This is a genomic window from Serratia plymuthica NBRC 102599 (genome assembly GCF_001590925.1).
GTDB lineage: Bacteria > Pseudomonadota > Gammaproteobacteria > Enterobacterales > Enterobacteriaceae > Serratia > Serratia plymuthica.
The window spans coordinates 20,816-41,378 of record NZ_BCTU01000003.1; the positions used below are offsets into that span (position 1 = coordinate 20,816).

The window sequence follows — 20,563 nt, forward strand, 5'->3', positions numbered from 1 at the left end:
TGGTATAACTAATGGGTAAAGATTAATCGTTTGAATAACATGACATCGCCGGACGGCGATCAAAAACGCCAGTCAGGCCGTTTAGAACACCGTCTTTGCGTACGATTGCCCAGGGATTATGGCTATGAAAAATGAGTGGTTCGCCGCCAGGGAGCTTACAGGCATTGCAGGATTACCCACCTCACCACAGGGAATCAATTTGAAAGCCCGGCGCGAAGGCTGGATCAGCCGCCGCCGAGAAGGCATACAGGGCAAGGCCGTGGAATACCATATCGACAGCCTGCCCATCGGCGCGCGCAGCTTGCTGATGCTGCAAGAGGAGCCGGCTGCCTACCAGGTGGAACGCCAGCCGCCGCTGGCCGTGTGGATTGAGTATTACTACCACCTGACACAAAGCGAACGCGAAAAGCTGCTGAGCTTTCTGATGCGCGAAGGCATCAGCAGCCTGCTGGCGCTTATCGCCACAAAAGAGTAACCCTACCCGGCAGCCTCTGTCAGCGGTGCCCAGCCGTCGTTATGCCACAAATGCAGCGTGGCGTAGGAACGCCACGGCCGCCAGCGTTCGGCATAGCGCTCAATCTGGCGCGGCGTCATGCCGGGGAAACGCTGTTTGATCAGATAATCCCCCGTTAAAAATACATCCGGCCATGACCAGGCTCGCATGGCGATGTAGCTCGCCGTCCAACTGCCGATACCCGGCAGCGCGGTCAGCGCCTTGATCCCCTGCTCTATATCCAGCACGTTATCTAACTGCAATCGCCCTTCGGTGACCGCCTGTGCAATGGCGATCAGCGCCGCCGCGCGTTTGAGCTGCACCCCCAGCGGGCGCAAATCTTCGGGCTGCAATTGAGCCACCCGTTCAGCACTGGGAAACACATGGGTAATGCCGTCGTAAGGCTGTTCCAGCGCGGTGCCCCAGCGTTCGGCCATACGCCCGGCAAAGGTGGCCGCCATCTTCACGCTGACCAGTTGCCCCAGCACCGCGCGGGTCGCCTGCTCGAAGCTGTTGACGCAGCCGGGCAGCCGCAGGCCCGGCGCATCGGCGGCTAATGTCCCTAACGCATTGGCGATAAGATCCGGGGCAGCGTCCAAATCGAATAGCTGGCGGATACGCCGCAGCACCTCGGTGGTCACCCGGCTCAGCGAAGGCGCAACTTCTACCCGCACCCGGTTACGCGCCTCTTCCGGCAGCACGCTGACCCAACCACGGTACTCCACCCCGCCCAGAGTGACGGCGATCGACCGCAAATACTGTTTATCCTGCACTTTTTCCACGCCACTCACCGCGCGCGTCTGTAAAAAGCCCAGCATGCGCGGCCAGTCATACGGCGGGCGATAAGCCAGATGAAACACCAACCCACTGGCGACGGTGCGCTCATTGCGGCTACCGTTGCTGCGCAGCGCGGAGGGGATCAGCCGGTAGCGCGCCTTGAACAATTCATTAAACCGCCGCAGGCTGCCGAAACCGGCGGCAAACGCCACCTCGCTCAACGGCAAATCGGTATCCGCCAGCAGCCGCTTGGCCTGCAACAGCCTATGTGACTGGGCGTAATCAATCGGCGATGCGCCAAACTGATCGGCAAAGATGCGCCGCAGGTGGCGATCGGAAATCCCCAGCCGCGCCGCCAATTGCTCGCAGCTGTGTTCGGACAAATAGCCCTGCTCAATCAGTTGCACCGCCACCTGCGCATAACGATTGCCGAGATCGATCAGCGCCAATCCCGGCGCCAGCTCCGGCCGGCACTTCAGGCAGGGGCGAAACCCCGCCAGTTCCGCCGCCGCCGCACTGGGATAAAAAGTGCAGTTTTCGATTTTCGGCGTGCGGGCGCTGCACACCGGTCGGCAATAGATACCGGTCGACGAAACGCCGACGAAAAAGCGGCCGTCAAATTTTCGATCGCGCGCACTCAGTGCGTCATACAGGGCCTGTTGCTGGTTTTTCATGGCAACGCTCGGGGTCAGTTTTTTGTTCATTATGCGACTCGGCTGGCGCGCTGACGTGCGGGATTCGGACATTAAGACAGGAAGCCTAAGTTAAGCATAGCGCCGCCCGCCCCGCTAAATTTTTCGTCAGTTAAGCGCGCATACGTTGCCCAGGGGCCGGGACTCGGGTAAAGTCGCCCCCCTTCATTGGCATGGGGAGTAGAGAAAAGACATGTTTATTGGATTTGACTACGGAACGGCCAACTGTTCCGTCGCAGTGATGCGAGATAACGGCCCCGAGCTGCTGACGCTGGAAAACAACGAACCTTACCTGCCGTCGATGCTGTGCGCACCGACGCGCGAAGCGGTGAGCGAATGCCTGCACCGCCATTGGCAGGTGCCGACCGGCAGCGAAGAGAACCAACAGTTGCTGCGCAGGGCCATCAACTACAACCGCGAAGAAGACATTCCGGTCGGCAACGACAGCGTACAGTTTGGCCTGCAGGCACTGGCGCAGTACGTTGAAGATCCGGAAGAAGTCTATTTTGTCCGCTCGCCGAAATCCTTCCTCGGCGCCAACGGCCTGAAGCCGCAGCAGATCGCGCTGTTCGAAGACCTGGTGTGCGCCATGATGTTCCACATCAAGCGCCAGGCGGAAAACGTGCTGCAGAGCAGCATCAGCCAGGCAGTCATTGGCCGCCCGATCAACTTCCAGGGCATCGGCGGTGAAGACGCTAACCGGCAGGCGCAGGGCATTTTGCAGCGCGCCGCCGAACGCGCCGGGTTTAAGGATATTGAATTCCAGTTCGAGCCGGTAGCGGCAGGTCTGGACTTCGAAGCCACGCTGAACGAAGAGAAAACCGTGCTGGTGGTGGACATCGGCGGCGGCACCACCGACTGTTCGGTGTTGTTGATGGGGCCGCAATGGCGCGATCGCGCCGATCGCCAGCAGAGCCTGCTGGGGCACAGCGGTTGCCGCGTCGGCGGTAACGATCTGGACATCATGCTGGCGTTCAAACAGTTGATGCCGCTGTTCGGCATGGGCGGCGAAACCGAAAAGGGCATCGCCCTGCCTGCGCTGCCTTACTGGAACGCGGTAGCCACCAACGACGTGCCGGCGCAGATCGATTTCTACAGCGCCACCAACGGCCGTATGCTGCGGGATCTGATCCGCGATGCCGCCGATCCGGAAAAGGTCAAGCGCCTGCTGAAAGTACACCAACAACGGTTAAGCTACCGTTTGGTGCGCGCGGCGGAGGAGAGTAAAATCGCCCTGTCCGCACAGCAAACCACCCACGCACCGCTGGCGTTCGTCCAAGCGGAACTGGCGGAAACCATCAGCCAGGATCAGTTGGCCGACGCTATCTCTCAGCCGCTGTTGCGCATTCAAGAACAGGTCAGTGCCGCGCTGGCCAGCAGCCAGACCGCGCCGGAGGTGATTTATCTCACCGGCGGCAGCGCACGCTCACCGCTGCTGCGCGCCGCGCTGCAACAACAGCTGCCTGGCATTCCTATTGTCGGCGGCAACGATTTCGGCTCGGTCACCGCCGGGCTGGCGCGCTGGGCGCAAACGCTGTTCCGTTAATTGCCCGTGGGCGCGGCCTGCCGCGCCCCGGTCATTGGAGGCCAGTGATGTCTGAAATACTCTCCCCTGAAAGCGCTCGGCTGCGGTTGCGCGCCTGGCGCGACGAAGACCTGCCGGCCTTTGCCGCCCTCAACGCCGATCCGCAAGTCATGCGTTATTTCCCTTCAGTGATGACAGCCGATCAAAGCGACGCGCAGGCCGACAACATCCGCCGGTTCATGCGCCTGCACGGCTGGGGCTTTTGGGCACTGGAAGTGAAAGGCGGCGCGCCTTTTATCGGCTTTGTCGGGCTGGCGAGGCGGGCGGACGATCTGCCCTGCTCCCCCTGCGTGGAAATCGGCTGGCGGTTGGCGGCCCCCCATTGGGGCAACGGCTACGCCAGCGAAGCGGCCAGGGCGGTACTGGCTACCGCCTTTAATTCGCTGCAACTGGATGAAGTGGTGTCCTTTACCGCTACCGTCAACCAACCTTCGCGTCGGGTAATGGCGCGTATTGGCATGGCGTTCAACGGCGAAAGCTTCCTGCACCCGCGCTTGCCGCAGGGCCATCCGCTGCAAAACCATGTAGTGTATCGGCTGGGACAGCAACAATGGCGGGCACAGCAATGCTGATTGTTTTTTCCGGGCTGCCGGGCAGCGGTAAAACCACACTGGCGCGAGCGCTGGCGGCCAGGCTACCGGCTATTCATCTGCGCATAGACACTCTTGAACAGGCGATCCGCAACAGCGGCATGCTAGCGGGCGACATTGGGCCGGCCGGTTACTTTGCCGCTTATGGCGTGGCCGAAGACAACCTGCGTTTGGGCCACCGGGTGATTGCCGACTCGGTCAACCCGCTGCCAGTGACGCGGGCCGCTTGGCATGGCGTGGCGCAACGCGCCGGCACCGCTTGCTTTGATATTGAAGTCTACTGTTCCGACAGAGCCGAACACCGCCGCCGGGTGGAAACCCGCGGCGGGGATATCGCCGGGCTGAAACTCCCCGGTTGGCAGAGCGTTATCGATCATGACTATACGCCCTGGGCCACGCCTGTGGCCCGCATCGATACCGCCGGCCTGCCGGTGGAAAGCTGCCTCGCCCGGCTGCTGGCGTTGTTAAGCGCCACGCCGCGCTAATACAGCGTATCCCGCAGCCGCTGCGGCAGTGCGCTGTCGTACTCGTCGCCGTCAAACTGCGTTTTACTCACCTCGGCCAGAATCTTGCCGGTGCTGGGCAGTGCCGAACGCTCAAGGTGGCTGGCTTCGTCCCACAGCCCTGAGCGCAATATCGCCCGGCTGCACTGGAAAAACACCGCCTCTACATGAATGCGCAGCACCGAACGCGGCAGCATATTGCGGTGGGCGAAGCGCTGCAGCACCTCTTGCGCCACAACAATCTCCGCACGGCCGTTAATCCGCAGCGTTTCGCCGATACCGGGGATCAGCAACAGCAGCGCCACCCGGTTGTCGTGCAGGATATTGCGCAGGCTGTCGATGCGGTTGTTGCCGCGCCGGTCCGGCAGCAGCAGGGTTTTCTCGTCTTCGATATGAATAAAACCGGGCGGATCGCCGCGTGGGGAGACGTCCATCCCGTCCGGGCCAACGGTGGACAGCGCGGCAAAGGGCGCAGCTTCGATAAAGGGGCGGTAGACCGGATGAATGTAACTGACTTCTTTAAATATCGACGGCGCGGCGGGCTTGCCGTACAGCTGCTCCAACGCGGCAAGATCGTTGATAATATCGCTTTGCATTGCTGCTCCCTGAATGGATCACATTGACCCATTCAGGATAGAGCAAAATTACTGTCCGGCAATCCGTATTACCCGGCGCTGGCTTCGTTTAGCACCTTAATATCATCGGCGTCCAGTTGCAGCCGGGTAGCGGCGATCAGCTCATCCAACTGCTTTAACGACGTGGCGCTGACGATCGGCGCAGTGATGCCCGGCCGGGCGATCAGCCAGGCCAGCGAGACTTGCGTCGGCGAAGTGCGGTGTTTTTCCGCCACCCGATCCAACGCGGCCAATATGCGGAAACCGCGCGGGTTGAGATAGCGCTCAATGATTGTGTCACCGCGCTGGCTCTTGCCCTCATCCTGCGCGCTGCGGTATTTGCCGGTCAGGAAGCCGCTGGCCAGCGAGAAGAAGTTGATCACCCCCAGGCCATGGCGTTGCGTCACCGCCGCCAGCTCTTTTTCGAACCCTTCGCGCGCGTACAGGTTGTATTCCGGTTGCAGGGTTTCGTAACGCGCCAGCCCTTCCTGCTCGCTCACTTTCAGCGCCTCTTCCAGGCGATCGGCCTGATAATTGGAAGCGCCTATCGCCCGCACCTTACCGGCCTTGATCAGCGCATCGAACGCGGCCAGGGTTTCCGCCAGCGGCGTGTCCCGGTCATCGTCGTGCGATTGATAGAGATCGATATAGTCGGTCTGCAGGCGGCGCAACGAGTCTTCCACCGCCTGTTGGATGTAGCGCGGCGACAGCCCCTGTTTGCCTTCGCCCATCGGCTTGCCCACCTTGGTGGCGATAATCACCCGATCGCGTTTACCGCTTTTTTTCAGCCACTCGCCAATCGTGGCTTCGGACTCTCCCCCCTGATTACCCGGCGCCCAGCTCGAATAGACGTCGGCGGTATCGATGAAATTGAGCTGGTTTTCCACCAGCGCGTCCAGCAGGCTGAATGACGTCTCGCGATCCGCCGTCCAGCCAAACACATTGCCGCCGAAGGTCAATGCCGGCACCTGAATGCCCGAACGGCCCAATTCTCTTTTGCTCATTGCATGCTCCATGGGATAAATAATTTGCAGGTTAATTATTAGCGCGGAATCAAGAAATCGTTAAAACGCATTGGCTATAAGTCGAAGCCGGTCGCTTATAAACATAGCAGGATAAAATTGACACTCTATTCAGATAATGCTGACGCTTCCTCCATATTTCCTTCATTTTTATGCCGTCTTTACTGGCTAAACTAGTATTCTGTAAGGAGTGTAACTTTTGTGGCAATGAGTGCCCGCACCCCTGCCTTTTGGAGAGAATTTTCGCCACCATGAATGCAAAAACCCAACGTCGTTCACTGCTGCCGCGCCTGCTGGTTGTGGTGATAGTGGTCATTGCCGCCGTTCTGATTTGGCGTCACTTCAATACTGCGGTTCCCGCATCAGATACGGCCTCTGCCGCACCTCACGCCGGTGGCGGCAAAGCCGCAGCGGGTGGCCGACGCGGCGCGCCGATGTCGCCGGTACAGGCGGCAACCGCCACCGAACAGACGGTACCGCGCTATCTCTCCGGGTTGGGCACCGCCACCGCCGCCAATACCGTTACCGTCACCAGCCGGGTCGACGGCCAACTGATGGCCGTCCACTTTACCGAGGGCCAACAGGTCAAAGCCGGCGATTTGCTGGTCGAAATCGACCCGCGTCCGTTTGAAGTGCAACTGACGCAGGCTTTGGGGCAATTGGCAAAAGATCAGGCGACACTCGCCAATGCGCGCAGGGATCTGGCGCGCTACCAGCAACTGGCGAAAACCAACCTGGTTTCGCGTCAGGATCTGGATACCCAGCTCTCGCTGGTACAACAAACCGAAGGCGCGATCAAAGCCGATCAGGGCTCGGTCGACAGCGCCAAACTGCAAATCACCTACAGCCGCATCACCGCGCCGATTGACGGCCGCGTCGGCCTGAAACTGGTCGACGTCGGCAACTACATCACCAGCGGCAGCACCACCGGTATCGTGGTGATCACCCAGACCCACCCTATCGACGTGGTATTCACCCTGCCGGAAGGCAATATCGGCGATTTGCTCAAGGCGCAAAAAGCCGGTCCGGTCAGCGTCGAAGCCTGGGACCGCACCAACCAGACTCAACTGGCGACCGGTTCGCTGCTGAGTCTGGACAACCAGATTGACACCACGACCGGCACCATCAAGCTGAAGGCGCGTTTCACCAATGAAGACGATGCGCTGTTCCCGAACCAGTTCGTCAACGCCCGGTTGAAGGTGGCTACCCTGCATAACGCGATTGTCATCCCGACCGCCGCGCTGCAGATGGGCAACGAAGGCAACTTCGTCTGGACCCTGAGCGAAGACAACAAGGTCAGCAAGCACCGCGTGACCACCGGCGTGCAGGACAGCCGACAAGTGGTCATCAGCGCCGGCCTGAACGCCGGTGACCGGGTAGTGACCGACGGCATCGATCGCCTGACCGAAGGCATGCAGGTTGAAGTGGTGACACCGCAGGCCACCCCGGCGGCAGCCACGCCGGGCAGCAAGCCGCTCGCACAGAGGAAATCCTGATGCAGGCGATGCCACCTAACGCCGGCGGCCCCTCCCGCCTGTTTATTCTGCGCCCGGTCGCCACCACGCTGTTGATGGTAGCTATTTTGCTGGCGGGGATTATCGGCTACCGCTCCCTGCCGGTTTCCGCCCTGCCGGAGGTGGATTACCCGACCATTCAGGTGGTCACGCTGTATCCCGGCGCCAGCCCGGACGTGGTCACCTCGGCCATTACCGCCCCGCTGGAGCGCCAGTTTGGCCAGATGTCCGGCCTGAAACAAATGGCATCGCAAAGCTCCGGCGGCGCGTCGGTGGTAACGCTGCAATTCCAGCTTGAGCTGCCGCTCGACGTCGCCGAGCAGGAAGTGCAGGCGGCGATCAACTCCGCCACCAACCTGCTGCCGAGCGATCTGCCCTACCCGCCGATTTACAGCAAGGTCAACCCTGCGGATCCACCTATAATGACGCTGGCCGTCACCTCGACCGCCATGCCGATGACCCAGGTGGAAGACATGGTGGAAACCCGTGTCGCGCAAAAAATTTCCCAGGTGACCGGCGTAGGTCTGGTTACCCTCTCCGGCGGCCAGCGGCCGGCGGTGCGCGTGAAGCTCAACGCCGCGGCGGTGGCCGCCTACGGTCTGGACAGCGAAACCATCCGCACCGCCATCGGCAACGCTAACGTCAACTCCGCCAAAGGCAGCCTGGACGGGCCGACGCGCTCGGTGACGCTTTCCGCCAACGATCAGATGAAATCCGCCGACGACTACCGCCAGCTGATTGTCGCCTACCAAAACGGCGCGGCCATTCGGTTGCAGGATATCGCCACCATCGAACAGGGGGCGGAAAATACCCGCCTGGCCGCCTGGGCCAACAAACAGCCGGCAATAGTGCTGAATATTCAACGCCAGCCGGGCGTGAACGTGATCACCACCGCCGACAGCATTCGCGAAATGTTGCCGCAGCTGATAAAAGGCCTGCCGAAGTCGGTGGACGTCAAGGTGCTGACCGATCGCACCACCACCATTCGCGCTTCGGTCAACGACGTGCAGTTTGAATTGCTGCTGGCGGTTGCGCTGGTAGTCATGGTGATTTACGTGTTCCTGCGCAACGTGCCGGCCACCATTATTCCGAGCGTCGCGGTACCGCTGTCACTGGTCGGCACCTTTGCCGCCATGTATTTTCTCGATTTCTCGATCAATAACCTGACGCTGATGGCGCTGACCATCGCCACCGGTTTTGTGGTCGATGACGCCATCGTGGTGATCGAAAACATCTCGCGCTATATCGAAAAGGGTGAAAAGCCGCTCGACGCGGCGCTGAAAGGCGCCGGCGAAATCGGCTTCACCATTATCTCCCTGACCTTCTCGCTGGTGGCGGTATTGATTCCGCTGTTGTTTATGGGGGATATCGTTGGCCGGCTGTTCCGCGAGTTCGCCGTAACGCTGGCAGTGGCGATCCTGATTTCCGCCGTGGTGTCGCTGACGCTGACGCCGATGATGTGCGCGCGCATGCTGAGCCACGAATCGCTGCGCAAGCAGAACCGGTTTTCCGCCGCCTCCGAGCGCTTCTTCGACCGGGTGATTGCGCAGTACGGCAAGTGGCTGAAAATCGTGTTGAATCACCCGTGGCTGACGCTCGGCGTGGCGCTGAGCACCCTGGCGCTGACGGTGCTGTTGTATCTGCTGATCCCGAAAGGCTTCTTCCCGCTACAGGACAACGGCATTATTCAGGGCACGGTGGAAGCGCCGCAGACGGTGTCGTTCAGCAATATGGCCGAACGCCAACAGCAGGTCGCGGCGGAAATCCTCAAAGATCCGGCGGTGGAAAGCCTGACGTCGTTCGTCGGCGTCGATGGCAGCAACGCCACGCTCAACAGCGGCCGTTTGCAGATCAACCTTAAACCGCTGAGCGAGCGCAGTGAACGCATTCCGGCGATCATCGCCCGCCTGCAACAGCAGAGCGCACAGTTCCCCGGTGTGAAGCTGTATCTGCAGCCGGTACAGGATCTGACCATCGACACCCAGGTCAGCCGCACGCAATACCAGTTTACCTTGCAGGCGATGTCGCTGGACGATCTCAGCCTGTGGGTGCCGCAGTTGATGACCGAGCTGAAGCAGACGCCGCAGTTGGCGGACGTGAGCAGCAACTGGCAGGATCAGGGGCTGGTGGCCTACGTGAATGTCGATCGCGATTCGGCCTCGCGCCTTGGCATCAGCATGAGCGACGTGGACAACGCGCTGTACAACGCCTTCGGCCAGCGGCTGATCTCCACCATTTACACCCAGGCCAACCAGTATCGCGTGGTGCTGGAGCACGATGTCAGCACCACGCCGGGGCTGGCGGCGCTGAACGATATCCGTCTGACCAGCAGCAACGGCACCACGGTGCCGCTGAGCACCCTCGCCAAAATCGAGGAGCGCTTTGGGCCGCTGTCGGTCAACCATCTCGATCAATTCCCGGCGGCGACCATCTCGTTTAACGTGGCGGGCAACTATTCGCTCGGCGAAGCGGTGGACGCCATTAGCCTGGCGGAAAAAAATCTCAACATGCCGAAAGACATCACCACCCAGTTCCAGGGCGCGACGCTGGCGTTCCAGGCGGCGCTGGGCAGCACGCTGTGGCTGATCCTGGCGGCGGTGGTGGCGATGTATATCGTGCTGGGCGTGCTGTACGAGAGCTTTATTCACCCGGTGACCATTCTCTCCACCCTGCCGACCGCCGGGGTCGGCGCACTGCTGGCGCTGATGATGGCCGGCAGCGAGCTGGACGTGATTGCCATTATCGGCATCATCTTGCTGATCGGTATCGTGAAGAAAAACGCCATCATGATGATCGACTTCGCGCTGGCCGCCGAACGTGAGCAGGGCATGACGCCGTACGACGCGATTTATCAGGCCTGCCTGCTGCGTTTCCGTCCGATCCTGATGACCACGCTGGCGGCATTGCTTGGCGCGCTGCCGCTGATGCTCAGCACCGGCGCCGGCGCTGAGCTGCGTCACCCGCTCGGGGTTTGTATGGTCGGCGGGCTGGTGATGAGCCAGATCCTGACGCTGTTCACCACGCCGGTGATCTACCTGCTGTTTGACAAACTGGCGCGCAATACCCGTCGCCAGCCCGATGCGCAGGAGTTGCCGTGAAATTCTTCGCCCTGTTCATCTACCGGCCGGTCGCCACCACGCTGCTGACGCTGGCGATAGCCATCAGCGGTGTGATTGGCTTTAGCCTGCTGCCGGTCTCGCCGCTGCCGCAGGTCGATTACCCGGTGATTTCGATCAGCGCCTCACTGCCGGGTGCCGATCCGGAAACCATGGCCTCGTCGGTGGCGACACCTCTCGAGCGTGCGTTGGGGAGGATTGCCGGGGTCAATGAGATGACCTCGATGAGCTCGCTGGGCAGCACGCGGGTGATCCTGCAATTCGATCTCAATCGCGATATCAACGGCGCCGCCCGCGACGTGCAGGCGGCGATCAACGCCGCGCAAAGCCTGCTGCCCACCGGCATGCCGAACCGCCCGAGTTACCGTAAGGTCAACCCGTCCGACGCGCCGATCATGATCCTGACGCTGACGTCGGAGACTTACAGCCAGGGCCAACTGTACGACTTTGCCTCCACAAAGCTGGCACAGAAAATCGCCCAGACCGAAGGCGTGGGCGACGTCTCGGTCGGCGGCAGCTCGCTGCCTGCGGTGCGGGTGGAGTTGAACCCGACCGCCCTGTTCAACCAGGGCGTATCGCTGGACACCGTGCGCCAGGCCATCAGCGGCGCCAACGTACGCAGGCCGCAGGGATCGGTGGAAAGCCCGCAGCAGCGCTGGCAGATCCAGGCCAACGACGAGTTGAAAACCGCCGATGCCTATCGGCCGTTGATTATCCACTACAACAACGGCTCGGCGGTGCGGCTGGGGGATGTGGCCGAGGTCAAAGACTCGGTACAGGACGTACGCAACGCCGGCATGACCAATGCCAAACCGGCGATTATTCTGGCGATCAGCCGTGCGCCGGACGCCAACATCATTGAAACCGTCGATCGCATTCGCGCCGAGCTGCCGACGTTGCAGGACAGTATTCCGGCGTCAATCCAGCTGAATATCGCCCAGGATCGTTCGCCGACCATTCGCGCCTCGCTGGCGGAAGTGGAGCAGTCGCTGGTGATCGCCATCGGCCTGGTGATCCTGGTGGTGTTCATCTTCCTGCGCTCCGGCCGCGCCACGCTGATCCCGGCGGTCGCGGTGCCGGTGTCGCTGATCGGCTCCTTCGCCGCCATGTACCTGTGCGGCTTCAGCCTGAATAACCTGTCGTTGATGGCGCTGACCATCGCCACCGGCTTTGTGGTCGATGACGCTATCGTGGTGCTGGAGAATATCTCGCGCCACGTCGAGGCCGGCATGAAACCGCTCAACGCCGCGCTGCAAGGGGTGCGGGAGGTCGGCTTTACCGTGCTGTCGATGAGCGTGTCGCTGGTGGCGGTGTTTATCCCGTTGCTGCTGATGGACGGCCTGCCCGGGCGGCTGTTTCGCGAGTTCGCCGTCACCCTGTCGGTGTCGATCGGGCTGTCGCTGATCGTCTCGCTGACGCTGACGCCAATGATGTGCGCCTACCTGCTGCGCCACCAGCCGGCGCGCGCGCAGCGGCGTATTCGCGGCTTCGGCAAAATGTTGCTGGCCTTGCAACAGGGTTACGGCCGCTCGCTGAACTGGGTGCTCGGCCACTCGCGCTGGGTGCTGGCGATATTTTTCGCCACCATCGCGCTCAACGTCTGGCTGTATGTCAGCATCCCGAAAACCTTTTTCCCGGAACAGGATACCGGCCGCCTGCTGGGCTTTATCCAGGCTGACCAGAGCATTTCTTTTCAGGCGATGCGAGTGAAACTGGAAGACTTCATGAAGATCGTGCGCGAAGACAAGGACGTGGAAAACGTCACCGGTTTTACCGGCGGTTCGCGCACCAACAGCGGGTCGATGTTTATCTCGCTGAAGCCGCTTTCGGTGCGCAGCGATGACGCGCAGAAGGTGATCGCCCGGCTGCGTGCCCGGCTGGCGAAAGAGCCGGGGGCCAGCCTGTTCCTGATGGCGGTGCAGGACATCCGCGTCGGCGGCCGGCAATCCAACGCCAGCTACCAGTACACGCTGCTGGCAGACGATCTCGCCGCGCTGCGCGAATGGGAGCCTAAGATCCGTACCGCACTGGCCGCGCTGCCGGAGCTGGCGGACGTCAACTCCGACCAACAGGACAAAGGCTCGGAGATGGATCTGATCTACGATCGTGAAACCATGGCACGGCTCGGCATTTCGGTCTCCGACGCCAACGCCCTGCTGAACAACGCCTTCGGTCAGCGGCAGATTTCCACCATCTATCAGCCGCTCAATCAGTACAAGGTGGTGATGGAAGTGGCACAGCCCTATACCCAGGACGTCAGCTCGCTGGACAAGATGTTCGTGATAAACAAAGACGGCAAGGCGATCCCGCTGGCCTATTTCGCCCGCTGGCAGCCGGCCAATGCACCACTGTCGGTCAACCATCAGGGGCTGTCGGCGGCCTCGACCATCTCCTTTAACCTGCCGGACGGCGGCAGCTTGTCAGACGCCACCGCCGCGGTGGAACGCACCATAACGGCGCTCGGTGTGCCGTCCACGGTGCGCGGCGCCTTTGCCGGCACCGCGCAGGTATTCCAGGACACGCTGAAATCCCAGCTGTTCCTGATCGCCGCCGCAATCGCCACGGTGTATATCGTGCTCGGCGTACTCTACGAGAGCTATATTCACCCGCTGACTATCTTGTCGACCCTGCCTTCCGCCGGGGTCGGCGCGTTGCTGGCGCTGGAGCTGTTCGGCGCCCCCTTCAGCCTGATCGCGTTGATCGGCATTATGCTGTTGATCGGCATCGTGAAGAAGAACGCCATCATGATGGTCGACTTCGCCCTCGATGCGCAGCGCAACGGCGGCATCGGCGCACGAGAAGCCATTTTCCAGGCCTGTCTGCTGCGTTTTCGGCCAATCATGATGACCACGCTGGCGGCGCTGTTCGGCGCATTGCCGCTGGTGCTGACCAGCGGTGACGGCGCGGAGCTGCGCCAGCCGCTCGGCATCACCATCGCCGGCGGTCTGATCATGAGCCAGTTGCTGACGCTGTACACCACGCCGGTGGTGTATCTGTATTTTGACCGGCTGCAGATGAAGTTCCGGCGCGGCAAGAAATTGGATCCGCTGCCTCACTAATGATTAACCCGGTTGACTGATGATCATAAAACGCACCGCCTCAGTACAGTGGCAACTCTGGATCGTGGCGTTCGGCTTCTTTATGCAGACGCTGGACACCACCATCGTCAACACCGCCCTGCCGTCGATGGCCGTCAGCCTGGGGGAGAACCCGCTGCGCATGCAGTCGGTGATCGTCTCCTACGTGCTGACGGTAGCCGTGATGCTGCCCTCCAGCGGCTGGCTGGCGGATCGGGTTGGGGTGCAGCGGGTGTTCTTCAGCGCCATCGTGCTGTTCACCCTCGGCTCAATCCTCTGCGCCCGTTCGGAAACCCTGAATGAGCTGATCGCCTCGCGGGTGATCCAGGGCATCGGCGGCGCGATGATGGTGCCGGTCGGCCGCCTGACGGTGATGAAGATCGTGCCGCGCGAGCAATATATGGCGGCAATGACCTTCGTCACCCTGCCCGGCCAAATCGGCCCGCTGATGGGGCCGGCGCTGGGTGGTTTTTTGGTGCAGTACGCCAGCTGGCACTGGATTTTCCTGATCAATATCCCGGTCGGCATCGCCGGCGCCATCGCCACGCTGCTGCTGATGCCCAACTACCGCATGCAGACCCGGCGCTTCGACGTCAGCGGTTTTATCATGCTGGCGATCGGGATGGCGACGCTGACGCTGGCGCTCGACGGCCACAAGGGCATGGGGCTGTCCATCGCCACTATCGCCGGGCTGGTGGCGATGGGCATTGCGGCGCTGGCAGGTTACTGGTGGCATGCGCGCGGAAACAGCCGGGCATTGTTCTCCCTGCGGCTGTTCAGAACCCAGACCTACAAGGTGGGGCTGACCGCCAGCCTGCTGGGCCGTATCGGCAGCGGCATGCTGCCGTTTATGACCCCGCTGTTCATGCAGGTGGGCATGGGGTTTTCCCCGTTCCACGCCGGGCTGATGATGATCCCGATGATTATCGGCAGCATGGGGATGAAGCGTATCGTGGTTCGGGTGGTTAACCGTTTCGGTTACCGTAACGTGCTGGTGGCCGCCACGCTGATGCTGGCGTTGATCAGCCTGAGCTTCCCGCTGGTGGCGATGATCGACTGGATCTGGCTACTGCCGGCGGTGCTGTTCTTCCAGGGCATGGTCAACTCGCTGCGCTTCTCGGCAATGAATACCCTGACGCTGAAAGATTTGCCGGACCGGCTGGCCAGCAGCGGCAACAGCCTGCTGTCGATGGTGATGCAGCTGTCCATGAGCCTCGGCGTCAGCATCGCCGGGATCCTGATTGGCAGCTTTGCCCATCACCAGGTGGTCACCGACAGCCCGGCGATACACAGCGCATTTATTTACAGCTACTGCTGTATGGCGTTAATCATTGCCCTGCCCGCGCTGGCTTTTGCCCGCGTGCCGCCGGATAGCGCGCCAAACCGCACGCTGACCAAAGAGCCGGGCACCGGTTCAACGAGGTTACAAAAATGAGAATAGGCATCACCGGGAAACTGTTTCTGGCCATCTTCGCCACCTGCATGCTGGTGCTGATCACCATGCACTGGGGCGTGCGCGTCAGCTTTGAACGCGGTTTCATCGGCTACATCAAGCACAGCAACGAACAACGTATCAACATGCTGAGCGAAGCGCTGGAAGAACAGTACAGCCATCACGGCAACTGGGTTTTTCTGCGCAATAACGATCAGGTGATTTACCAGATCATGCGCTCGTTCGAACAAAACAGCGACAGCAGCCATAATCTGCCGCCCAAAGGCTGGCGCACTCAGTTTTGGGTGGTGGACAATCAATTCAACCGGCTGGTGGGACATTCCGGCCCGGTGCCCAAAGAAGGCCCGCGCCATCCGATCCGCTACAACAACGAAATCGTCGGCTGGGTGATCACCACGCCGGTCGAGCGGCTGACCCGCAATACCGATATCAATTTCGACCAGCAGCAAAAGCGCACCAGTTGGATGATAGTCGCACTCTCCACGCTGCTGGCGGCGGCGGTGACCTGGTTGATGTCGCGCGGGCTGTTGGCCCCGGTCAAACGGCTGGTCGCCGGCACCCACCGGCTGGCGGCCGGTGATTTCAGTACCCGCGTGACCGTCGACAGCCAGGATGAGCTCGGCCGCTTGGCGCAGGATTTCAATCAGCTCGCCACCTCGCTGGAAAAGAACGAGCAGATGCGGCGCGCTTTTATGGCCGACGTGTCGCATGAGTTGCGCACCCCGCTGGCGGTACTGCGTGGCGAACTGGAGGCATTGCAGGACGGCGTACGCCAGCCGACGCAGGCGTCGCTCAGCTCGCTGCAGGCGGAGGTCTCCACCCTGACCAAACTGGTGGACGATCTGCATCAGCTTTCGCTGTCCGATCTCGGCGCACTGGCCTACCGTAAATCGTCGGTCGACTGCGTACATTTGCTGCAAATTGCGGTCGCCACCTTCCGCGAGCGTTTTCGCGCCAAAGGGCTTGAGATCGTCACCCTGCTGCCGGAACAGGCGCCGCTGTTCGGCGATCCCGATCGTCTCAATCAGTTGTTCAACAACCTGCTGGAGAACAGCCTGCGCTATACCGACGCCGGTGGTAAGCTGGAGATTGGCGCAGAACAGTTGCCGGGGCGGCTGCGGCTTTACTGGCAGGACAGCGGGCCCGGCGTCAACGACGAACAGCTGGCGCGCATTTTCGAACGCTTCTACCGCACCGAAGGCTCGCGCAACCGTGCCAGCGGCGGTTCCGGCCTGGGGCTGTCGATTTGTCAAAACATCGTGGAAGCCCACAACGGCCAGATCTTTGCTGCGCACTCGCCTTTGGGCGGCGTGCGGATTACAGTAGAATTTGCCACCCCGATAATGAATAAGGCGCCATGATGGAATCCCAGAATCAGCCGTTGCAAATCATGATTGTTGAAGACGAACCCAAACTGGGCCAACTGCTGGTGGACTATCTGCAGGCCGCGGGATACGCCACCCGCTGGCTGACCAACGGCAGCGAGGTGGTGCCAGCGGTACATGAACACTCCCCGGCGCTGATCCTGCTGGATTTAATGCTGCCGGGCAGCGACGGGTTGACGGTATGCCGCGAACTGCGCCGTTTTACCGATGTTCCGGTGGTGATGGTGACGGCGAAGATTGAGGAGATTGATCGCCTGCTGGGGCTGGAGATTGGCGCGGACGATTACATCTGCAAGCCTTACAGCCCGCGAGAAGTGGTGGCTCGGGTGAAAACCATTTTACGCCGCTGCTATCGGCCGCTGGAAAATCAGCAGGAAGAAACGCAGTTGCATATCGACGAACCGCGCTTTCAGGCCAGCTATCAAGGCCAGATGCTGGATCTCACCCCGGCGGAATTCCGCCTGTTGAAAACCCTGGCCAGCCAGCCGGGCAACGTCTTCTCGCGTGAGCAGTTGCTGAACAATCTGTATGACGACTACCGGGTGGTCACCGACCGAACCATCGACAGCCATATCAAAAACCTGCGGCGCAAGCTGGAGCTGATCGACGGTGAAAAGTCGTTTATTCGCTCGGTATACGGCGTGGGTTATCGCTGGGAATCCGAACCCTGCCGGCTGATAAACGGGCTATAGGGTCCAGTCTTCAACGTCCAGCCCGGACACCATGCCGAAGGCCCGATCGCTAGTGACCATTGTCGCGCCCCGGCTAAGCGCATGCGCGGCAATCAACTGGTCCAGCGCGCCCAGGACTTTGCCTTTTTTCTCCATGCTCGCCCGCATCACGCCATAACAGCGGGCAGCTTCGCTATCCCAGTCATAAACGGTCACCGCGGCTAAAAACGCCGTTACCATGGCTTTCAACGCTTTACTCTGCCGCTTGGCCACGCCAAAAAGCAGCTCTGCCTCCGTGATGCTGGAAATGCATACGGTGGAAGGCGGCACCTTTTCCATCGCACTCAGCAAACCTGGGTGCCGGCGAAACAGGTGGCTCACGGTATTGGTGTCAAACATATACATGCTTACTCTTCCTCTGCGAAAGGATCCCGGTCGGCAATGCCCTGTTGGCGTTCATCCGCGCCCAGAAAATCATGCGGTACCGGCGTTTTGGCGATTATGTTCAACAGCGGCTCCCAACTGTCCGGTTTTGCAGGGTATTTCGATAAAATCACATTCCCCTCCCGATCGCGGCGGATATATACGCGATCTGTGTCAAATTCGAATTCCACGGGTAACCTCACCGCCTGATTTCTGCCATTTTTAAACAGCTTTGCGATTCTTTCCATCTGCACCCTCCTGACAGGCATAGGCCTAAGCATATGCCTGTACCGCGTCGATGCCAAGATGCTTCGCTTGTTTTTTAATCGCATTGTTTTGCGATGCGGCAAACCTTAACGCGCAATGCCCTTCAGCGGAATACCGCGTTATCCAATGTGCGGCAAGCTACGCAATTTGGGCATCGGGCTCGCCATTAGCTTCTCGTGCTTTGGCGCCCCTTGCTGATGAAATTCAACGCCAACGCAAAAAAATTGCGTCTTTTTTAAGCTATGCTGCGCAAAGGATGTTTATTAGCCGCTCAATTTCAAGCTATTGGCTACACTTACATCACTTATCGGAACCCACAGGAGAGGAACCATGGCAATCGGTCACTATGAGCTGAAAAAAGCAAAGAATGGGCAATACCACTTCAACCTGAAAGCCAGTAATGGCGAAATCATTTTGGGCAGTGAGATGTACGCCAGCAAAGCCTCGGCGGAGAATGGCATTGCCTCGGTGCAAACCAATTCGCCTCAGGAAGCGCAGTACGAATTGAAACACAGCACCAGCAATCAACCTTACTTTGTACTGAAAGCCAAGAACCATCAGGTGATCGGCGTCAGTGAAATGTACAGTTCTGAAACTGCGGCGAAAAACGGCATTCAGTCGGTGATCAAGAACGGCCCAAGCACCGACGTGCGCGATTTAAGCGCGTAACTTCGTCACCCGGCGCGCGATGATCGCCATCGCGCGTTTTTCTTATGACCGGGATCAATCCCCCTGTAATAAATCCGGTTAACTGCTGATTTTTTGCCGCTCTGCCGCTACAATCCCCCGCTTTTACTGCGCCATTTGGTGGTGCGTTATACCCACTGGCTTTCATGTTGCAGTCAACAAAGCTGCAGTTTGAAAGACACAGGTATACTGACCTGAAATCAGACCGAGACTCATTATGTTTACACCGGAACTTCTCTCCCCGGCCGGAACGCTGAAAAACATGCGTTACGCCTTTGCCTATGGCGCCGATGCGGTTTATGCCGGCCAGCCGCGTTACAGCCTGCGGGTGCGTAACAACGAATTCAATCACGAGAATCTGGCGCAGGGGATCAACGAAGCCCACGCGCTGGGCAAGAAGTTCTATGTGGTGGTGAACATCGCGCCGCACAACGCCAAGCTGAAAACCTTCCTTCGCGATCTTAAACCGGTGATAGATATGGGCCCGGACGCGCTGATCATGTCCGATCCCGGCCTTATCATGATGGTGCGCGAAGCCTTCCCGCAGATGGACATTCATCTGTCGGTGCAGGCCAATGCGGTCAACTGGGCGACGGTGAAGTTCTGGCAGCAGATGGGGCTGACGCGCGTGATCCTGTCGCGTGAGCTGTCGCTGGAGGAGATCGCCGAGATCCGCAGCCAGGTCCCCGAGATGGAGCTGGAAATCTTCGTGCATGGCGCGCTGTGCATGGCCTACTCCGGCCGTTGCCTGCTGTCCGGTTACATCAACAAGCGCGATCCCAACCAAGGCACCTGCACCAACGCCTGCCGCTGGCAGTACAAGGCGGAAGAAGGCAAAGAGGATGACACCGGCAACATCGTGCATCTGCATGAGCCGATCCCGGTGCAGACCGTCGAGCCGACGCTGGGCATCGGCGCGCCGACCGACAAGGTGTTCATGCTCTCCGAAGCGCAAAAGCCGGATGAATACATGAGCGCCTTTGAAGATGAACACGGCACCTACATCATGAACTCGAAAGATCTGCGCGCCATCCAGCACGTAGAGCGTCTGACACAACTCGGCGTGCACTCGTTGAAGATTGAAGGCCGCACCAAGTCCTTTTACTACTGCGCGCGCACCGCACAGGTTTACCGTCGCGCCATTGACGATGCGGTCGCAGGCAAGCCGTTCGATCCCTCGCTGCTTACCACGCTGGAAGGTTTGGCGCACCGCGGTTACACCGAAGGGTTCTTGCGCCGCCACGTGCATGAGGCGCAGCAAAATTACGATTACGGCTCCTCGCTGTCCGAACGCCAGCAGTTCGTCGGCGAATTTACCGGCGTAAGGCGCGACGGCTGGGCGGAAGTGGACGTGAAAAACAAGTTTATGATCGGCGACGGCGTGGAGATGATGACCCCCGGCGGTAACGTGTTGTTTACCCTGGAGAGCATGCAAAATAAGAAAGGCGAAGCGATCGACGTGGCGCCTGGCAACGGGCACATCGTTTATTTGCCGATCCCACAGGATATCGATCTCAATTACGCATTGCTGATCCGCAATTTACCGGACACCCAGAGTCCCGCCGCGTAAAAACACCCATCGCCACCCTTAGGTGGCGATTTTTAGCAAATATTAGAATTGGATCACATCAATTACCGCGCAGCTTGGTTACCATCAGCCTGCTTAAAACCAAGAATGAAAAATATTTGCATAG

At 60.1% G+C, this 20,563-nt stretch carries 17 protein-coding genes; 12 read left to right on the forward strand and 5 right to left on the reverse strand.

Annotated elements, in window-relative coordinates; all coding sequences use genetic code 11:
* Positions 1 to 124 precede the first annotated feature (124 nt).
* The gene (locus SPL01S_RS02075) at positions 125 to 475 is read left to right on the forward strand and encodes a DNA-binding protein (RefSeq protein ID WP_004951938.1); all 351 of its coding nucleotides are present in this window, start codon (positions 125 to 127) and stop codon (positions 473 to 475) included.
* Between the two features lie 2 nt (positions 476 to 477).
* On the opposite strand, the gene alkA is transcribed toward SPL01S_RS02075, so the two are convergent.
* Entirely contained in the window at positions 478 to 1,974 is a 1,497-nt protein-coding gene (gene alkA, locus SPL01S_RS02080) for a DNA-3-methyladenine glycosylase 2 (RefSeq protein WP_063197321.1), read from the reverse strand.
* 181 nt (positions 1,975 to 2,155) lie between these two features.
* Between alkA and yegD the strand changes: the two genes are divergently transcribed.
* Genes yegD through SPL01S_RS02095 form a run of 3 tightly spaced genes read left to right on the forward strand, consistent with a single transcriptional unit; the run spans position 2,156 to position 4,622 of the window.
* The gene (yegD, locus tag SPL01S_RS02085) at positions 2,156 to 3,508 is read left to right on the forward strand and encodes a molecular chaperone (protein ID WP_063197323.1); all 1,353 of its coding nucleotides are present in this window, start codon (positions 2,156 to 2,158) and stop codon (positions 3,506 to 3,508) included.
* 47 nt (positions 3,509 to 3,555) lie between these two features.
* Positions 3,556 to 4,119 (forward strand): GNAT family N-acetyltransferase, encoded by a 564-nt coding sequence (locus SPL01S_RS02090; protein ID WP_062868251.1) that lies wholly within the window; start codon positions 3,556 to 3,558, stop codon positions 4,117 to 4,119.
* Positions 4,113 to 4,622, forward strand: a complete 510-nt coding sequence (locus tag SPL01S_RS02095; RefSeq protein WP_232245979.1) for a P-loop nucleotide/nucleoside kinase family protein — start codon at positions 4,113 to 4,115, stop codon at positions 4,620 to 4,622. Before SPL01S_RS02090 ends, SPL01S_RS02095 begins: the two co-directional genes overlap by 7 nt.
* Here SPL01S_RS02095 and SPL01S_RS02100 read toward each other — a convergent pair.
* Positions 4,619 to 5,236: a pyridoxamine 5'-phosphate oxidase family protein gene (locus tag SPL01S_RS02100; RefSeq protein WP_063197327.1), complete on the reverse strand. Its 618-nt coding sequence runs from the start codon at positions 5,234 to 5,236 to the stop codon at positions 4,619 to 4,621. The two genes, SPL01S_RS02095 and SPL01S_RS02100, sit on opposite strands and share 4 nt — an antisense overlap.
* Positions 5,237 to 5,304: 68 nt before the next feature.
* The gene (locus SPL01S_RS02105) at positions 5,305 to 6,258 is read right to left on the reverse strand and encodes an aldo/keto reductase (protein ID WP_063197328.1); all 954 of its coding nucleotides are present in this window, start codon (positions 6,256 to 6,258) and stop codon (positions 5,305 to 5,307) included.
* Positions 6,259 to 6,527: 269 nt separating this feature from the next.
* On the opposite strand from SPL01S_RS02105, the gene SPL01S_RS02110 reads away from it, so the two are divergent.
* Genes SPL01S_RS02110 through baeR form a run of 6 tightly spaced genes read left to right on the forward strand, consistent with a single transcriptional unit; the run spans position 6,528 to position 17,513 of the window.
* Positions 6,528 to 7,772, forward strand: a complete 1,245-nt coding sequence (locus SPL01S_RS02110; RefSeq protein WP_063197330.1) for an MdtA/MuxA family multidrug efflux RND transporter periplasmic adaptor subunit — start codon at positions 6,528 to 6,530, stop codon at positions 7,770 to 7,772.
* Complete coding sequence (locus SPL01S_RS02115; protein ID WP_063197332.1) at positions 7,772 to 10,888, forward strand: MdtB/MuxB family multidrug efflux RND transporter permease subunit; 3,117 nt, start codon at positions 7,772 to 7,774, stop codon at positions 10,886 to 10,888. Before SPL01S_RS02110 ends, SPL01S_RS02115 begins: the two co-directional genes overlap by 1 nt.
* Positions 10,885 to 13,965, forward strand: coding sequence for a multidrug efflux RND transporter permease subunit MdtC (mdtC, locus tag SPL01S_RS02120; RefSeq protein ID WP_063197334.1), 3,081 nt, complete (start codon positions 10,885 to 10,887; stop codon positions 13,963 to 13,965). Before SPL01S_RS02115 ends, mdtC begins: the two co-directional genes overlap by 4 nt.
* 19 nt (positions 13,966 to 13,984) lie before the next feature.
* Positions 13,985 to 15,418 (forward strand): MFS transporter, encoded by a 1,434-nt coding sequence (locus SPL01S_RS02125; protein WP_063197336.1) that lies wholly within the window; start codon positions 13,985 to 13,987, stop codon positions 15,416 to 15,418.
* Positions 15,415 to 16,797 carry an envelope stress sensor histidine kinase BaeS gene (gene baeS, locus SPL01S_RS02130; protein WP_062868259.1) on the forward strand — a complete coding sequence of 461 codons (1,383 nt, stop codon included), beginning with the start codon at positions 15,415 to 15,417 and terminating at the stop codon, positions 16,795 to 16,797. The genes SPL01S_RS02125 and baeS overlap by 4 nt, the downstream gene beginning before the upstream one ends.
* Positions 16,797 to 17,513: an envelope stress response regulator BaeR gene (gene baeR, locus SPL01S_RS02135; protein WP_004951961.1), complete on the forward strand. Its 717-nt coding sequence runs from the start codon at positions 16,797 to 16,799 to the stop codon at positions 17,511 to 17,513. The genes baeS and baeR overlap by 1 nt, the downstream gene beginning before the upstream one ends.
* On the opposite strand, the gene SPL01S_RS02140 is transcribed toward baeR, so the two are convergent.
* Both SPL01S_RS02140 and SPL01S_RS02145 read right to left on the reverse strand, forming a co-directional pair.
* Positions 17,508 to 17,897 (reverse strand): type II toxin-antitoxin system VapC family toxin, encoded by a 390-nt coding sequence (locus tag SPL01S_RS02140; protein WP_006318241.1) that lies wholly within the window; start codon positions 17,895 to 17,897, stop codon positions 17,508 to 17,510. The two genes, baeR and SPL01S_RS02140, sit on opposite strands and share 6 nt — an antisense overlap.
* A 2-nt stretch (positions 17,898 to 17,899) precedes the next feature.
* Entirely contained in the window at positions 17,900 to 18,163 is a 264-nt protein-coding gene (locus tag SPL01S_RS02145) for an antitoxin (RefSeq protein WP_006318240.1), read from the reverse strand.
* Between the two features lie 349 nt (positions 18,164 to 18,512).
* Here SPL01S_RS02145 and SPL01S_RS02150 point away from each other — a divergent pair, with 349 nt between their 5' ends.
* Positions 18,513 to 18,851, forward strand: a complete 339-nt coding sequence (locus SPL01S_RS02150; RefSeq protein ID WP_004951963.1) for a YegP family protein — start codon at positions 18,513 to 18,515, stop codon at positions 18,849 to 18,851.
* A 235-nt stretch (positions 18,852 to 19,086) separates the two neighbouring features.
* Complete coding sequence (trhP, locus tag SPL01S_RS02155; RefSeq protein WP_004951966.1) at positions 19,087 to 20,439, forward strand: prephenate-dependent tRNA uridine(34) hydroxylase TrhP; 1,353 nt, start codon at positions 19,087 to 19,089, stop codon at positions 20,437 to 20,439.
* The last annotated feature ends 124 nt before the right edge of the window (positions 20,440 to 20,563 follow it).